We start from the raw sequence: 15,163 nt of genomic DNA on the forward strand, positions 1-15,163 counted from the left end.
ATTTGCTCCTGCGGGGCGCATTAGCGTAGTCTTGATCCTCGGTGCGAACGCCAGCTTACGGAAATCTTCCGCTCGGCGTGACAGCACAGTGCAATCCTGGACTCCGGTCCGGGTAGTGATGCGCAGCAAGACAAAATGAACGTCGAGAGAAGTGAGTACCCACGTGGTGTACGCGATTGTCCGTGCTGGCGGCCGCCAGGAAAAGGTTTCTGTTGGAGACCTCGTTACCCTAGACCGCATTCAGGTCGCAGCAGGAAGCACCATTGAGCTTCCGGCCCTGCTCCTGGTTGATGGCGAGACGGTAACCTCCGCAGCCGATGAACTGGCCAAGGTTAAGGTGACCGCCGAGGTCGTCGAGAATCTTCGTGGCCCGAAGATTGTCATCCAGAAGTACAAGAACAAGACCGGTTACAAGAAGCGCATGGGTTTCCGTGCCTCACTGACCAAGGTCAAGGTCACCTCCATCGCCTAATAAGGCTTGGAGTCAAAGAATTCTCATTACCTGAAGGTAGGCATATTCAATGGCACATAAGAAGGGCGCGAGCTCCTCTCGCAACGGTCGCGATTCAAACGCGCAGTACCTTGGCGTTAAGCGCTTTGGTGGTCAGGTAGTTTCCGCCGGCGAAATCATCGTTCGCCAGCGTGGAACCCACTTCCACCCGGGTGCGGGCGTTGGACGCGGCAAGGATGACACCCTGTTCGCTTTGGAAGCAGGGGCCGTTGAATTCGGTACCCGTCGCGGCCGTCGCGTCGTGAACATCGTTACAGCCGCATAATTACGGCTTAACCGCATTCATTACACTGGAGGGTGGGCCGTCAGGCCCGCCCTCTTGTTGCTTTTACGGCAACAGCAGATTTTCAAGCATGACCCGCGTGGCCCCCGTTCCGGGTGGTGCGCACTTTCCTAGAGGAGTCCCACACCATGGCAGCGTTTATTGACCGAGTCGTCCTTCACGTCTCGGGTGGCACCGGCGGCCATGGTTGCGTCTCCATCAAGCGGGAGAAGTTCAAGCCACTCGGTGGACCCGACGGCGCCACCGGAGGCAACGGCGGCGACGTTATCCTGCGCGTCGAGCAGCAGGCGACCACCCTGCTTGACTACCATCACCTTCCCCACCGCCACGCCGGCAACGGCGAAGGCGGCAAGGGTGACCTGCGCCCGGGCAAGCACGGCGAAACCCTCGTCCTGCCCGTGCCCGAGGGCACCATCGTCAAGGACCGCGCAGGAAACATCCTCGCCGACCTGGTCGGCGAGGGATCCGAATACATCGCCGCCAAGGGCGGAATGGGTGGCCTGGGCAACGCCGGGCTCTCCTCGCAGCGCCGCAAGGCCCCGGGATTTGCCCTGCTGGGCATCGCCGGCGACGAGAGAGAGATCGTCCTCGAGCTCAAGACAGTCGCCGACGTCGCCCTGGTCGGCTACCCGTCGGCCGGCAAGTCCTCGCTGATTGCCGCGCTGTCGGCGGCCCGCCCGAAGATCGCCGACTACCCGTTCACCACGCTTGTCCCGAACCTGGGCGTCGTCCAGGCCGGCGATGTCCGCTACACCGTGGCCGACGTTCCCGGACTGATCCCCGGAGCCAGCCAGGGCAAGGGCCTGGGCTTGGAATTCCTGCGCCACGTCGAACGCTGTGCCGCGCTGGTACACGTCCTCGACTGCGGTGCCCTGGAAACCGATCGCGATCCGATCTCTGATCTGGACACCATCCAGGCCGAACTCGACGCTTACGAGGTTGATTCCTCTTTCGCCGGTGCCGATGGCCAGATCATCCCGCTGAACGAGCGCCCGCGCCTGATCGCCCTGAACAAGGTCGACATGCCCGACGCCAAGGACATGGCCGAAATGATGCGTCCGGAACTGGAGAGGCGCGGATACCGCGTCTTCGAGGTCTCCGCGATGACCAAGGAAGGCCTGCGCGAGCTGTCCTTCGCCATGTCCGAACTGGTCGTCGAGGCCCGCGCAAAGATCGAGGCGGCCCCCGAGGTCATCCAAGTCCCCGTGCTGCGCCCGCGCACGGTCAACAGGGCCGGGTTCGAGATCCGCAGGGAAGAGCGCAACCTTGAGCCGCTTTACCGCGTGCTCGGCGAAAAGCCGGTGCGCTGGGTCAAGCAGACCGACTTCACCAATGACGAGGCCGTAGGCTACCTGGCCGACCGCCTGGCAAAGCTCGGCGTCGAAACCAAACTGTTTAAGATCGGTGCCAAGCCCGGCGATGCCGTGGTCATCGGCGACGATGCGAACAGCGTGATCTTCGACTGGGAGCCGACCATGGCTGCCGGTGCCGAACTGCTCGGCTCGCGCCGTGGCCAAGACGACCGCCTCGACGAAATCATGCGCCCGACCCGTGAAGAGAAGAAAGCCGACCAGCTTGCCCGCAAGCAGGCGCGCGCCGCATCGCGGGACGAGCTGGAAGCCGAGCGCAAAGCCGGCATCTGGACCGAGTCGGTGAACTACAAGCACCACCTGCCGAAGACAGGCGAGTAGCCACTTGCGCGCAAACAGCCAACCCTCGGCCATTGTGGAGCGGTCCCAGCTGCCCCAGGCCAGCCGCATCGTGGTCAAGGTTGGTTCCTCGTCCCTGACCACCGTCGGGGGAGGGATCTCCGAGTCCGCACTGTCCACGCTGGTGCAGCGTCTTTCCGCTGTCCGCAATGCGGGAACCGAGTTGATCCTGGTCTCCTCCGGCGCCATCGCCGCTGGCTTGGCGCCGCTGGGCCTGAGTCGCCGTCCGCGCGACTTGGCCACCCAGCAGGCAGCTGCCAGTGTGGGCCAGGGCCTGCTCATGGCCCGCTACACGCAGGCATTTGCCGCCCATGGGGTAGCCACCGGACAGGTGCTGCTCACGGCGGATGACCTGATCCGCCGCCAGCAATACGCCAACGCCTTCCGCGCGCTGAATCGGCTGCTGGCGCTGGGGGTGGTGCCGATCGTGAATGAAAACGACACGGTGGCCACCCACGAGATCCGCTTCGGCGACAACGACAGGCTGGCCGCGCTGGTGGCGCACCTGGTCAAGGCCGACGCGCTGGTGCTGCTCTCCGACGTCGACGCGCTCTACGACGGGCCACCGTCGGAGGGTGCCTCGCGCATCCCGCTTGTGGAATCCGCTGCGGACCTCCGGGGAGTCCGCATCGGTTCGGTCGGCAAGGCGGGGTTGGGTACCGGCGGCATGGTCACCAAGGTGGAGGCTGCGACCATGAGCGCCGAGTCGGGCATCCCGACGCTCGTCACCTGTACCGACAACGCCGAGCTGGCCCTGTCCGGTGCCGACGTCGGCACCTGGTTCAAGGCGCGCGGAGGACGGCGCTCCACGCGCATGCTCTGGCTCGCGCACCTGGCCACCACGCAGGGCCGCCTACGGCTTGATGACGGTGCCGTCAGCGCCGTGGCCTCCGGGCTGCGTTCACTGCTGCCCGCCGGCATCACGGGCATCTATGGCAGCTTCGAGGCCGGCGACGCCGTGGAGATTACCGATGCACAAGGCACGGTGATTGCCCGCGGCCTGGTCAACTACTCCTCCGAGGAGCTGCCGCAGATGCTTGGTCGCGGCACCCGGGAGCTGGCCCAGGATCTGGGCGAGCATTTTGAGCGCGCAGTGGTTCACGTCGATGACCTCGTGGTTGTCTGAACGGCGAGCGGTGTGATCCCCGACTTCATGCATTGGGCGGCTTGTGGACAGGCCACGTAAACTGACGGCATGAGCCAGAACGCCGTTACCGAACCCGAGTCCACCTCCGACGCAGCTGCCATCATCCCGATGCCGCTTGATGCCGAGACGGCCGTGCACCGGATGGCTGACCGCGCCCGCGCGGCATCCCGCGTGCTGGCCCGTGCCGACCGCAATTGGAAGGACCGCGGGCTGGACGCCATCGTCCGCGGCCTTGATGCCGGGCGCAAGTTCATCATCTCAGCCAACGCCAAGGATCTGCGCCGCGAACGCGAGGCCGGCACCGCCGCACCGCTGCTGGACCGGCTGCGCCTCGACGATGCCCGCATCGACGGCCTGATCGCCGCGCTGCGCGAACTGGGCGGCCTTCCCGACCCGGTGGGAACGGTGCTGCGCGGGCAAACCCTGCCCAACGGCCTGCGCCTGCGCCAGATCCACGTCCCCATGGGCGTTGTCGGTGCCATCTACGAGGCCCGCCCCAACGTCACCGTCGACATTGCTGGCCTGGCCTTGAAGAGCGGAAACGCCGTGCTGCTACGCGGTGGATCTGCTGCCGCGGAGTCGAACAAGGCCCTGCTCAGTGTGATTCGTGACGCACTTGGATCAGTTGGCCTGCCCGAGGACGCGGTGCAGAGCATCGACGCCTATGGCCGCGAGGGTGCCACAGCGCTGATGCAGGCCCGCGGCAAGGTCGATGTGCTGATCCCGCGCGGGGGCCGTTCGCTGATCCAGGCAGTGGTCACCAGCGCCAGCGTCCCGGTCATCGAAACCGGCGAGGGCAACGTGCACATCTACCTCGATGCCTCGGCCAGCATCGAGATGGCCGTGCCGATCCTGCTCAATGCGAAGACCCAGCGCCCCTCGGTCTGCAACGCGGTCGAGACGCTGCTGGTCCATCCCGATGCCGTCGCCGCCCCGGCGGTGCTTGCCGCGCTGCACAAGGCTGGCGTGCGTCTGCACGCGGATTCCCGGGCCACGGCGCTGGCCGGAACCACTCCCACGATCCCCGCCACGGAGGCGGACTGGGAGACCGAATACATGGATCTGGATCTCGCCGTCGCTGTCGTGGATGACCTGGATGCTGCCATCAAGCACATCCGCCGCTATACCACCGGGCACACTGAGGCGATCCTCACCAATGACCTGGCCCACTCCGAACGGTTCATCGCCGAGGTGGATTCGGCGGCCGTCATCGTTAATGCCTCCACCCGATTCACCGACGGAGGTCAGCTGGGCCTGGGCGCGGAGATCGGAATTTCGACGCAGAAAATGCATGCCCGCGGGCCGATGGGGTTGCGCGAACTGACCACCACCAAGTGGATCGTCCAGGGCGATGGGCATGTTCGTTCGTAGCCCCGGCCCTTGGGTGGGTACGATAGAGGGTAACGACACCACACGTTAGAGCGGCCACTCGTGGAAACGCGGGCCGGCCGAGGGATAGAACTTCAGGAGAATCATGCTTAACACGCTCATGAGTGCGGCGACTGCCACTTCCGAAACCACCGGAGGCCTGGAAACGGGCACCTGGGCCCTGATCATCGGCGGCGGCGTCTTCCTGCTGTTCATGCTCATGCTGCTGGTCACCGTCTCCTTCTCCAACGTTGGACTGCGCCACACGGCCGAGGAAGAGGTTTCTGACTCGCACCGCCAGCACACCAACAAGCACGGCCATCACTAGCCGAGCAGAGGCCGAACGATCGGGCCGCCCTATACGCCTCGGCGTCATGGGCGGCACGTTCGACCCCATCCACCACGGGCACCTCGTGGCGGCCAGCGAGGTAGCTGCCGTCTTCGAGCTGGACGAGGTGGTTTTTGTGCCTACCGGGCGGCCCTGGCAGAAATCCGACAGGGAAGTCACCGACAGTGAGCACCGCTACCTGATGACGGTGGTTGCCACGGCGTCAAACCCGAGGTTCACCGTCAGCAGGGTTGACATCGACCGCCCGGGTCCGACCTATACGATTGACACGCTGAGGGACCTGCGCCGGATGCGTCCGGATGCCGAACTGTTCTTCATCACCGGCGCCGACGCCATGGAGCAGATCATGTCTTGGAAGGACATCGACGAGCTGTGGTCGCTCGCCCACTTCGTGGGCGTGACCCGGCCCGGACACGTGCTTCCGGACCTGGGCCGCAGTGATGTGAGCCTGTTGGAGGTACCCGCCATGGCGATTTCCTCCACGGCCTGCCGCGACAGGGTGAAGAGCCACCAGCCGGTCTGGTACCTGGTGCCCGACGGCGTGGTCCAATACATCGCGAAATACGAGCTTTACAACGACGACGGCAACGAGAACTAGCCGGGGATGGATCAGATGAGCGACGACCAGGGGCCCGCCCTCAGCAGGCGCGCCCTGCGTGAACTGCGGCGGGCCGAGGCCGAAGCGCAACTTGCCCAAAATCCGGCGGCAGCCGTCGCCCAGGGCAATGGCAATGAAGCGGAGACCGTGCCGGAACCATCGGCGATAGCCCCTGCCCGCAAGCAGCCCAAGCCCGCAGCCAAGAAGCCCGCCGCCCCCGCGCAGCCCGAAGCCAAGAAGGCGGCCCCCGCGCAGCCCGAAGCCAAGAAGGCGGCCCCCGCGCAGCCCGAAGCCAAGAAGGCGGCGCCCGTCAACCCGGTGGCCAAGGCGCCTGGTACCGAGGCTCCCGACGTCGGGAAGCCGGTGCCGGTAGCACTCAAGGCCGTGGCCCCGGTGTCCAAGCCCCCGGCTCCGCAGGGCCCGGCAGCCACTCAGGATCCCACCCCGGAAGCCCCGGCAGCGGCCGCCCGTAACAGGCGCTCGGCTCCCGGGCCGGTAGATACCCCTGCCGCGCCGCGAACGGAGCGTTCCTCGTTGCAGCGCGCCCGCGACCGTGAGAACCTGCGCGAGCGCCGGCGCCTGGAAGGCGCCGCCGTCTCCACCGAGACCACCAACATCCCCAGTGTTTCGCCGGGAGACGACCCTTCCCCACTGACCCGCAGGCAACTGCGCCTGCAGGCACTGAATGCGGCGAAGTCGGCCGCCCCCGGAGTCGCCATGGACTCGGTGGACAAGAATGTCGCCATCGTGCCGGAGGCTGCGGCCGCGGACGAGTCCGGGCGGAGTGCGGGGTCGCCCGATACGGGGGAGCAGGCTGCCATTGCTGCGGCCATGAGCGTCGAGGCGGCACTTGCTGCCCGGCGTCGCTTGGTCGGCAAGCAGGAGGTCGCCCCGGTGCTCCTGCAGCCATTGGAAGACTTCTCCACCATCGACCTGGAAGTGCTGGCCCAGCAGCGCGAACTGGCGGCACGTGCGGCGATCATCAGCCGTCGGGCCGCCGAACGACAGCGCCTGGAGAACGAGAACTCCGCGCGCTTGGAGCAGAAGCGCTCGGATCCGTTCACCGGTGCCCTGCACCACCTGCGCGATCCGGAGGCCGAAAAGCAGTTGGCCAACACCGGTGTCTCCGGGCCGGAAACCCGTGGTATCCGGCTCGACCTCACGGGCCAGGTGCCCTCGGTGAAGACACCCGCCGAGGCGACGGAGTCAGCAACGGCCGCGCCCGCGGCGGGGAAACCCTCCGATAGGAAGGCGAAGCCCGGGGTCCAGGCCCCGGTCAAGCCCCAGCTCGTGGAGCCGGCTTCCGCCACTCCACAAGCGGTTGCCAAGCCCAAGCCGGAACCGGTTGCGAAGCAGGCCGTTAAACCAACTGCCGGGTTTGAACCCGGTCAGTCAAAGCCCAAGTCGGGGCGTCCCATCGCCCCGGTGAAGCGGGCCCGAACCCGTTCGGGTGCCGAAGCGGTCGAAAGCGCCGAGGACATCGTCCCGGTACGCGCCGATGATGCCCAAGGCCTGGATCCCCTCGATGCCCTCACCGCGGGCATGCGCCGGGCCAACAACATGTATCTGATGGTGATTGCGGCGCTGGCCATCGGTGGCGCCGCGTTGATCACCGGCATCATCATGATTACTACTTCACGCTAGAGACCTCTGGCGTCGGAACAGATTACCAAGGAGCACCATGACCGCCCACGAACATTCAATCAACATGGTCAGGTCGGCCGCCGTAGCGGCAGCCGACAAGCTGGCAGAGAACCTCGTCGCACTGGACGTCAGCGAACGCCTCGGCGTGACCGACGCCTTCCTGATCGCCTCGGCCTCCAACGAGCGCCAGGTCAACTCGATCGTCGACGGCATCGAAGATGCACTTGACGAGGAATTCGGCATCCGCCCGGTCCGCCGCGAAGGCCGCGGCGCCGGACGCTGGGTCCTGCTCGACTACTCGGACGTCGTCATCCACGTCCAGCACAACGAAGACCGCGTGTTCTACGCAATCGAGCGCCTCTACGGCGACAGCCCGGTCATCGATCTGCCGACGACCGGCGAACCGGCCACCGAAATGCCTGCCGACTTCGGTTCCGGCCTTCCAGAGTAATTCCGGCCACCTCGGTCGTCCCGATACCGGGGCTTCCGAAGCGTCAGTACCTGCAGAGACCCCGTCCGATGGCGGGGTTTCTGCGTTAACCGTCCCGGGTATTCCCGGACCATTGTCTTCGACGGGCAATGGGCGTACGTTGGTTCGGCCGAGGGAAAACCCCCGCGACCCGCCGTTTCGGCGGCGGCCGGAACCACGTTCAAGGAGTGGACATGGGCATCTTCAGTTGGATCATCCTCGGGCTCATCGTGGGCGCGCTCATCAAGAACTTCATGCCCGGCAAGGTCGAAGGCGGGTGGGCCACCTCCCTGATCCTCGGCGTCGTCGGGGCCGTCGTGGGCGGATGGATCGGAACCATCGTCTTCAATACCGGCCTGGGCGGGTTCTTCAACCTGCGCACCTGGATCCTGGCCATTGTCGGAGGACTGGTGGTTGCGGGAATCTACGGGGCGCTCAGGGGCCGTTCGGGCAAGTCTCACACCACGGCGCACTAAAGCGTGTGCCCCGTCCGGGGCCGGCCCCCCGTGGGTGGCCGGCACTTGGTGGTGTCGAGGGCATGATGGTATCGGGCGCATGGCCGGCAGGGGATCCGATTTGCAACATGGTTTTCAAATGGTCTATGATCGATGAGTTGTCCAGCGGATTACCGCTGGCGATGACATCCATTCGGGGGTATGGCGCAGTTGGTAGCGCGTCTGCATGGCATGCAGAAGGTCAGGGGTTCGAATCCCCTTACCTCCACGAAAACAAGAGGTCCTGGACATTGCGTCCGGGACCTCTTGCGTTAACTCTGAGGGCATCGGACGCCCCTACTTCGGCTGCTCCACGGTGTTGAGCCGGCTGTGTTTGCGCGAGTAGGCGAAATAGATGATGACGCCCAAGACCAGCCAGATGACGAACCGGATCCACGTCTCGACCGACAGGTTCAGCATCAGATAGAAGCAGACGAGGACAGAAGCAAACGGGACGACCGGCACCCAGGGAACCCTGAAGGAGCGCTTCAGGTCGGGCCGGCTCCGGCGTAGGATCACCACGCCGATGGAGACCAGGATGAACGCCGCGAGCGTGCCAATGTTGACCAGTTCCGCCAGCGTCGAGAGCGGGATGAACGCCGCCAGGAGGGCGATGGGGATTCCTGAAAGGACCGTGAACCGGTAGGGGGTGCCGAAGCGCGGGTGGGTCTTGGCCAGGGACGCGGGGAGCAGGTGGTCCCGGGCCATCGCAAACCCCACGCGGGTCTGGCCGAGGTAGAGGATCATGCACACCACGACCAGACCGATGCACGCTCCGATGGCGATCAGGTTGGCCATGATCGGCAGTCCCACCTTAACGAATGCCGTGGCCAGCGGCGCCCCGTCGTTGGGGTCGATGCCCTTGTAGTTCTCCATGCCGGTGATTACCAACGAGACGGCGATATAGAGCGCCGTGACGACGGCCAGCGAGCCGAAGATGCCGATCGGCAGGTTGCGCTGTGGGTTGCGGGTCTCCTCGGCGGTGGTGGCCACCACATCGAATCCGAGGAAGGCGAAGAACACCGTGGCGGCGGCGGCAAAGACGCCGCCGATGCCGAACACGCTTGGTTCCACCCCGGAGAGCACCTGGATCAATGGCAGGTGCAGTGCTCCGCCGCTGGAGGCGGGAGCGGCCTGGGCCGGGGGGATGAACGGGTTCCAGTTGGCGAGGTTGATGAAGAAGGCCCCGACGATGATGACCGTGAGCACCACCAGGACCTTGAGGCCGGTGACGGCCTGGTTGATGCGGCTGGAGAGTTTCACGCCCGAAACGAGGACGATGCCCAGCCCGATGACCAACAGGCCCGCCGGCAGGTTGATGTAGCCTCCCTCGGCGGTGGCGATGGCCGGGGGGATCGCGAAGGGCGTTCCCGACAGGACGATGCCCAGGTACTGGCTGAAGGAGGTGGCCAGGGCCGCCGCACCGACGGTGAATTCGAGGATCAGATCCCACCCGATGATCCACGCGAGCAGCTCGCCCATGGTCGCGTAGGTGTAGGTGTAGGCGCTGCCCGCGGCAGGGACGGTCGAGGCCATTTCGGCGTAGCAGAGCGCCGCCAGCCCGCAGCCGATGCCGGCGATGAGGAAGGAGAGCGCGATGGCTGGTCCGGCGTTTGTTGCCGCGGCGTGACCGGTGAGGACGAAGATGCCGGCGCCGATGCAGACCCCGACGCCGAAGACGATGAGGTCCATCGCGCCGAGGTTCTTCTTGAGCCGGTGTTCGGGCTCCTCGGTGTCGCGCAGCGTCTGCTCGATCGATTTCGTGCGGAAGATCCCCGATGACATGACGCCTCCTGGTCTGCGAACGGTCAACCCCGTGACGGGAAACAGGATACGCTCGCGGGCGCCCGCCCGATAGTGCGGGAATCATCGCCCCGCTTTCAGTTCCGTGGTATTTGTCGGCTTGTGCTCAGGTTGTTCCCAGCTTTTCGAAATAGGCTGATGCTACCTTCCTCAAGGTGCGAGTGATCAGAAGAACCGGTTGCGGCGGAGAATTAACCTCCTTGTGCCGCCACGACCGGTTCTTCACTCATTTAAGACCCGCGTTTTAGGCAGGTCCCCGGCTGCCGGTGGTCGTCTTAGCACCGGGGCCTGCAGGGAGGCTGCCCGCCCCTGCGGGGTGGCTCAGGTGGGGCCGACACCGAAGCTGAACCGGCCAGCCGGATCCCGGTCCCGCCTCAGGGCCAGCAACCGGTCCCGGATCGGTTTCGGCCAGAAGCGGCCGTTGTGCGTCTCCACGGAATGCCCGCCGGTGGAATTCGCCGGGGGTGGTACCGGCGTCCCACGTGACCATGGCGGCCATGATCCGGACCCCGACGCTTCCACGTTGGCCTGGATCGGCGGCATGCAGGGGCCGACGATGTAGAAGGAGAACGCTGCATCCCGGCCTCCCACGGCATTGGGCGCGCCTTGTACGCTGCCGATGTGCACGAACCGCAGGTGGATGATCATCTGGCTGCGCAGTGGCGGGGAACGCATTCCATCCTCCGGGAGCCGGGAGCCGGGAGCCGGAAGCTGGAGACCGAGGTGGTGGACGCGCCGGGCCGCGTCGGGACCCATATGCGGAAGGCATGCAACAGGGCCGCGGGGCCATCGCCCGGGAAGGATATGCCGCCACCGTGGACATCGGCCACCTCCATGAGGTCGAATTCAAGCTGGGTGACGATGTCGACCGAGCTCTTGCCGCCGCACAGGGACCAGAAGGGTTCCGGATCGGAGATGGCGTCGACCTCGAGCAGCTCGCCGGTGGGGGTGACCATTTGGGCGCTGCGGACGCGGTCGGCAGCGAAGTCGAACGTTCGCCCATCGAGCCCATGCCTCCGCCGAGGGTATAGCCGATGACGCCCACGGTGGCGGTGCGGTGCTGCGGGTCGATGGAGACCGAATCCAGGACCGAGGTGCTCACGAACACGCCGTTGCTGGCGGGGTGCCGATGCCGTGTCCGGTGGAGTGCACCTGGAGGGGTAATCCGTGGGACGCGGCATGGGACTCCGCGGCGGCAACGTCTTGCGCGGTGTGGGCCGCAACGATCAGTTCGGGGTTGTGTTCCCGGGCGAGATTGAGTCCGCGGCGTGCTTCATCGAATACCTTCTGACCCGGTAGCAGGACGTTTCCGCTGATGCGCGAACGGAGGCCACCGACGCTAAACGCTGGTGTTTCAGACATGGTGACCCTTCCGGTACACGAGGTGGGCAAACCAACCGCTAGTGCGCCCCCTTCAGCGTGCATGGGGGATTCAGGTCCCCAGGTGCGGGGATATCTTGACCAGTCCAGCAAAACAGCCAGGTCGCCGCATTGACACCCGGAATCGTGACCCGGCCGGCCGGCGCGTCACTGAACGCGATTGCGTCGCGGGTGGGCGCATTGCCGTTCCCGAAACTGCCACCGGCGAGGCCGGTGAGCCGGAGCCTCGTGCGGCGACGGAGCCGGAGGCAACGACGAGGCGACTGCCGGGCCGCCCGTGCTGACCAGCAGCATCGTGGCCATGATGCCGGTGACCCCGGCCATGAATCTCAGCACCGCCTCGTGCACCAGGGAACGGATCATGCCCTGGTCTTCCGGATGGGCCAGCAGCCGCATCTTCAACCCCCAGCAGGCCGGCCTCCAGATCCCCGGTGATCGCATCCAGACGCCGCGGCAGTCGCCTGAGTATCGGGAGCGCGGCCATCATCTTCGCGTTGAGCGCTTCGGTGACCGAGGAGGGATGGAAGGCATGGCGCATGTAGGCCTCCTCTCCGTAGGCGCGCCTCGGTGAGCAGGTCGAGGTCGGGATCCAACAGCCGCAGGGTCCCCTGCAGGACGGCAACCGCCCCGAAGGGGCCCCTGCCAGTTCGGAGGGTAGCGCAATCCTGTGTCGGGAGAGGAGGGCGAGTATCTGCGTGAAGACCTCGGCCTTGACCGTGGCCAATGTGCAATGACATGAAGCGGCTCAGTTCCCGTCGCAGCCGAGTCTCTTCGAAGTCCCCGGGCAGCGGGGCCATCTCCAGCAGGGCGTCGGCTATGGCCCGGGAATCGCCTCGATAGAACACGAGTAGGACCTCGGAGATCAGCTGGCGAAGTTCGGGATCGAGTCGGCCCACTGAGCCGAAGTTCAGCAGCACGATCCGGCCGTTGGGTTGCAACACGGTGTTGCCCGGGTGCTGGCCAAGGCCCGGGCGCCCTCACGGTGGCCGATCTGAACGGGGTCGTCGGCACCATCTCCAGCCCCATCGTCAAGACCGGCGGCTCCTTCGCCATCAAGCCGGTGAAGTCCGTCATTCCGATTGGCTCGGGCCGGTGGATTGCCTCGGCGGTGACGGTGAAGGGCGGTACGAAGGTGATCGGCAAGGCAAACTCCGCCAAAGTCCCGGTGAAGGCCCGCTCGTACACGTTGACCATGATGCATCAGGTCAAAATCAGCTGGGAGGGGTGCGCCGGAGTCATCAAGGATATGCCGAAGCTCACCGTGCGTACGGCTGTGGTGCTCAAGGCCCCAGGGGCGAAGCTCGGGATGGTCACGCCCGGTGTTTTGTTGGCCAAGGGAACCTACACGGTGGCCACCAAGGCAAAGGACGGCTTCACATACACCAATAAGGAAGTGGCCTACGGGTACAGGGATCCGGTCATGAACGCATCCTGCGTCGTGACCGATCTCGGCAAGTTGCTTCAGCTCAGTGACGGCCCGGGCACGTTGCGGGGTGAGGCCCGGTATATCGCCGGGGACTGCACCGGGAACCTCGACGGCAAGACCATCGTCGAGGGGCTGCTGCACGCGAAAAGCCGATTGGACGAATCCAGGGGCTTCATCGGGGCCTTCATCCGGTACCTGGATCTGGGTGGGCGGAATTCGTTCAGCGACCTGAAGGGCACCGCCACCGTGAAGAAGGGGCAGAAGTTCACCTGCATGCTCGTTGCGGACAAGATCCAGTACAAGAGCGCCGCCGTCATGGGCAGTGGAACGACGCCAACGGCCCATGCGGTGCGGATCAAGTAGAACCTGTGGTGGCCGCGTGATGCGGTGACCGACGGTAACAGGCCTGGCGCAGCCTTCCAGCGCGATGGACCCGGCCCCTGGTCGTTGGCGCTACCGCCTCACGTCAGGGCCCCGGCATAGGACGGCACGGCAGGAAGCGAGCCTCGAAGCTATCCGGTCACCGCCCTGATGGCATCGGCGATCGTCGCGGCGTCCCGACGGAGCATCCACAAGTGGTTCGAGGGGACCGTCGTGTAGAGGTGCACGCGCGGGTTCTGCGCCACCGCCGGGTCGGCGGCGGCGCGCATGGCGCTCATTTCACTGGCCGGGGATCCGAAGTGCGGACCGGATCCGAGAACGAGCAGCGTCGGGCAGTCAAGCGCCCTGTAGTCGGGCAACAGTCCGGCATCGACCCGATCCAGTTCCAATACCACCTCGGCAGCCTGACGGTGGTTCATCCGGCTCGCCAGGCGCATGATGCCCAGTACCCGCAGGGGTAGCCCCAGCATCCTGTATTGCCGGTGGATCCGACCCGGCGCCTTCCCCCGGAAGATCCTTACGGGCAAGGCGCCGTCGATCAGCACCAGCCCGGCGACCCGGCCCGGGTGGGTGGCTGCATGGCGGACGGCCAGAGTTGCACCGTGGGACCAGCCGACCAGGACCGGGTTGCGCAGCCCGGTAGCCTCTATGACCCGTTCGACGTCCTGGAGCGCCCCGGAAAACGAATAGTCGGCGGAATCGGCCGAGCGGCCCCTGCCGCGCGCGTCGAATCTCACCGTGTGGGCATCGGGGGGCAGCTGCCGGACCACCTTCTTCCAATCGCGTCCGGTGGTGAACGCACCATTCAAGAACAGGATTTCGGGTCCTGGTCCGGCGTTGATGGTGCAGTGCAGCCGGATCCCGTCGGTGCGAATGTCCCGCTGAGCGCTCATGGAGCATCCCGCTTCAGGGGCGGGGCTACCCGGTCATGGCGTGAAATCATGGGTTTCCACTCATGGGCTGATAGTAGGCGATCGGATGGGGTCAGACAATGTCGGCTGCGTGTGCGTCTCCTCATCGCCGGTAGCCGGTTTTTGGGATGATTGACGGGTGAAATCCCGTTGTACGGTTTTCTCTGATGATCAGTGGAAACTGATTGCCCCGATGATGCCCGATTCCACGGTGAACCGTGCCAACCAGCACGGCACCAACCCCCCCACCCTGCGACACAGTGGATACTATCGGCTGACACGAACCTGCTCGAAGAGCCAGCTGGCCATCCGATGGCGCGTTCCCGCGGCGGGCTGACCACCAAGATCCACGCCGTGGTTGACGGATACCGCAGGCCGCTGGCGCTCATGCCCGGTCCCTGGCGGGGCGGGGATTCATCGAATTTGAGACCCTCAGGCAGGCGCTGAAGGTCGAGCAAACTGGACCCGGTGTGGACAGAGGGTGAGCGGACCGGGCGATGGTGGACAAGGCGTATTCCGCACGGGTCATCCGGTAATACCTGCGGGACCATATCACCCAGTGCGTGATTCCCGCGAAGGAAGACCAGAGGGCTCACCGCGAGCGCAAGCGCAAGGGTCCGTCGGTGGGCGGCCGGTGACCTATGACAGGGAAGCGTTCACGCCCCGTAATCTCGTGAAATGCAGCTTCAA

The 15,163-nt window shown here is 65.5% G+C and carries 17 protein-coding genes, 1 tRNA gene and 1 pseudogene; 12 read left to right on the forward strand and 7 right to left on the reverse strand.

Annotation, left to right across the window (positions count from 1 at the left end):
- Positions 1-163: 163 nt before the first annotated feature.
- The 11 genes from rplU to E9229_RS15500 all read left to right on the forward strand — a co-directional run bounded on the left by rplU (position 164) and on the right by E9229_RS15500 (position 8,801).
- Positions 164-472, forward strand: a complete 309-nt coding sequence (gene rplU / locus E9229_RS15450) for a 50S ribosomal protein L21 (protein ID WP_183513091.1) — start codon at positions 164-166, stop codon at positions 470-472.
- A 49-nt stretch (positions 473-521) separates the two neighbouring features.
- Positions 522-776 carry a 50S ribosomal protein L27 gene (gene rpmA, locus E9229_RS15455; protein ID WP_183512527.1) on the forward strand — a complete coding sequence of 85 codons (255 nt, stop codon included), beginning with the start codon at positions 522-524 and terminating at the stop codon, positions 774-776.
- A 146-nt stretch (positions 777-922) separates the two neighbouring features.
- Positions 923-2,485 carry a GTPase ObgE gene (gene obgE, locus E9229_RS15460; RefSeq protein ID WP_183512528.1) on the forward strand — a complete coding sequence of 521 codons (1,563 nt, stop codon included), beginning with the start codon at positions 923-925 and terminating at the stop codon, positions 2,483-2,485.
- Positions 2,486-2,489: 4 nt separating this feature from the next.
- A complete protein-coding gene (gene proB / locus E9229_RS15465) occupies positions 2,490-3,629 on the forward strand; it encodes a glutamate 5-kinase (protein WP_183512529.1) in 1,140 nt (379 codons plus the stop codon).
- A 69-nt stretch (positions 3,630-3,698) separates the two neighbouring features.
- Entirely contained in the window at positions 3,699-5,021 is a 1,323-nt protein-coding gene (locus E9229_RS15470; protein ID WP_183512530.1) for a glutamate-5-semialdehyde dehydrogenase, read from the forward strand.
- A gap of 103 nt (positions 5,022-5,124) precedes the next feature.
- Positions 5,125-5,346, forward strand: a complete 222-nt coding sequence (locus E9229_RS15475; RefSeq protein WP_183512531.1) for a hypothetical protein — start codon at positions 5,125-5,127, stop codon at positions 5,344-5,346.
- Positions 5,339-5,965, forward strand: coding sequence for a nicotinate-nucleotide adenylyltransferase (gene nadD, locus E9229_RS15480; protein WP_407671391.1), 627 nt, complete (start codon positions 5,339-5,341; stop codon positions 5,963-5,965). Before E9229_RS15475 ends, nadD begins: the two co-directional genes overlap by 8 nt.
- Before the next feature lie 15 nt (positions 5,966-5,980).
- The gene (locus tag E9229_RS15485) at positions 5,981-7,609 is read left to right on the forward strand and encodes a hypothetical protein (protein WP_183512533.1); all 1,629 of its coding nucleotides are present in this window, start codon (positions 5,981-5,983) and stop codon (positions 7,607-7,609) included.
- A 37-nt stretch (positions 7,610-7,646) separates the two neighbouring features.
- Entirely contained in the window at positions 7,647-8,060 is a 414-nt protein-coding gene (gene rsfS, locus E9229_RS15490) for a ribosome silencing factor (protein ID WP_183512534.1), read from the forward strand.
- A 212-nt stretch (positions 8,061-8,272) separates the two neighbouring features.
- Entirely contained in the window at positions 8,273-8,554 is a 282-nt protein-coding gene (locus E9229_RS15495; protein ID WP_183512535.1) for a GlsB/YeaQ/YmgE family stress response membrane protein, read from the forward strand.
- A 174-nt stretch (positions 8,555-8,728) separates the two neighbouring features.
- Positions 8,729-8,801 (forward strand) — tRNA-Ala (locus E9229_RS15500).
- A gap of 68 nt (positions 8,802-8,869) precedes the next feature.
- On the opposite strand, the gene E9229_RS15505 is transcribed toward E9229_RS15500, so the two are convergent.
- The 6 genes and pseudogenes from E9229_RS15505 to E9229_RS20105 form a co-directional block, all read right to left on the reverse strand.
- Positions 8,870-10,357: an amino acid permease gene (locus tag E9229_RS15505; RefSeq protein WP_183512536.1), complete on the reverse strand. Its 1,488-nt coding sequence runs from the start codon at positions 10,355-10,357 to the stop codon at positions 8,870-8,872.
- A 339-nt stretch (positions 10,358-10,696) separates the two neighbouring features.
- Positions 10,697-11,050: a hypothetical protein gene (locus E9229_RS15510; protein ID WP_183512537.1), complete on the reverse strand. Its 354-nt coding sequence runs from the start codon at positions 11,048-11,050 to the stop codon at positions 10,697-10,699.
- Entirely contained in the window at positions 11,020-11,331 is a 312-nt protein-coding gene (locus E9229_RS15515) for a hypothetical protein (protein WP_183512539.1), read from the reverse strand. Before E9229_RS15515 ends, E9229_RS15510 begins: the two co-directional genes overlap by 31 nt.
- Before the next feature lie 142 nt (positions 11,332-11,473).
- Positions 11,474-11,737, reverse strand: a complete 264-nt coding sequence (locus tag E9229_RS15520) for a hypothetical protein (protein WP_183512540.1) — start codon at positions 11,735-11,737, stop codon at positions 11,474-11,476.
- Positions 11,738-11,902: 165 nt separating this feature from the next.
- Entirely contained in the window at positions 11,903-12,118 is a 216-nt protein-coding gene (locus tag E9229_RS15525; protein WP_183512541.1) for a hypothetical protein, read from the reverse strand.
- A gap of 35 nt (positions 12,119-12,153) precedes the next feature.
- A pseudogene (locus E9229_RS20105) lies at positions 12,154-12,699 on the reverse strand (hypothetical protein); the annotation flags it as partial.
- A gap of 38 nt (positions 12,700-12,737) precedes the next feature.
- Between E9229_RS20105 and E9229_RS15530 the strand changes: the two are divergent.
- Positions 12,738-13,544: a hypothetical protein gene (locus E9229_RS15530; RefSeq protein WP_183512542.1), complete on the forward strand. Its 807-nt coding sequence runs from the start codon at positions 12,738-12,740 to the stop codon at positions 13,542-13,544.
- A 149-nt stretch (positions 13,545-13,693) separates the two neighbouring features.
- Here the strand turns inward: E9229_RS15530 and E9229_RS15535 are convergent, their stop codons facing one another.
- Positions 13,694-14,455 carry an alpha/beta fold hydrolase gene (locus E9229_RS15535; protein ID WP_183512544.1) on the reverse strand — a complete coding sequence of 254 codons (762 nt, stop codon included), beginning with the start codon at positions 14,453-14,455 and terminating at the stop codon, positions 13,694-13,696.
- Positions 14,456-15,163 lie beyond the last annotated feature (708 nt).

The organism is Paeniglutamicibacter cryotolerans (assembly GCF_014190875.1).
In the GTDB taxonomy this organism is placed as follows: domain Bacteria; phylum Actinomycetota; class Actinomycetes; order Actinomycetales; family Micrococcaceae; genus Paeniglutamicibacter; species Paeniglutamicibacter cryotolerans.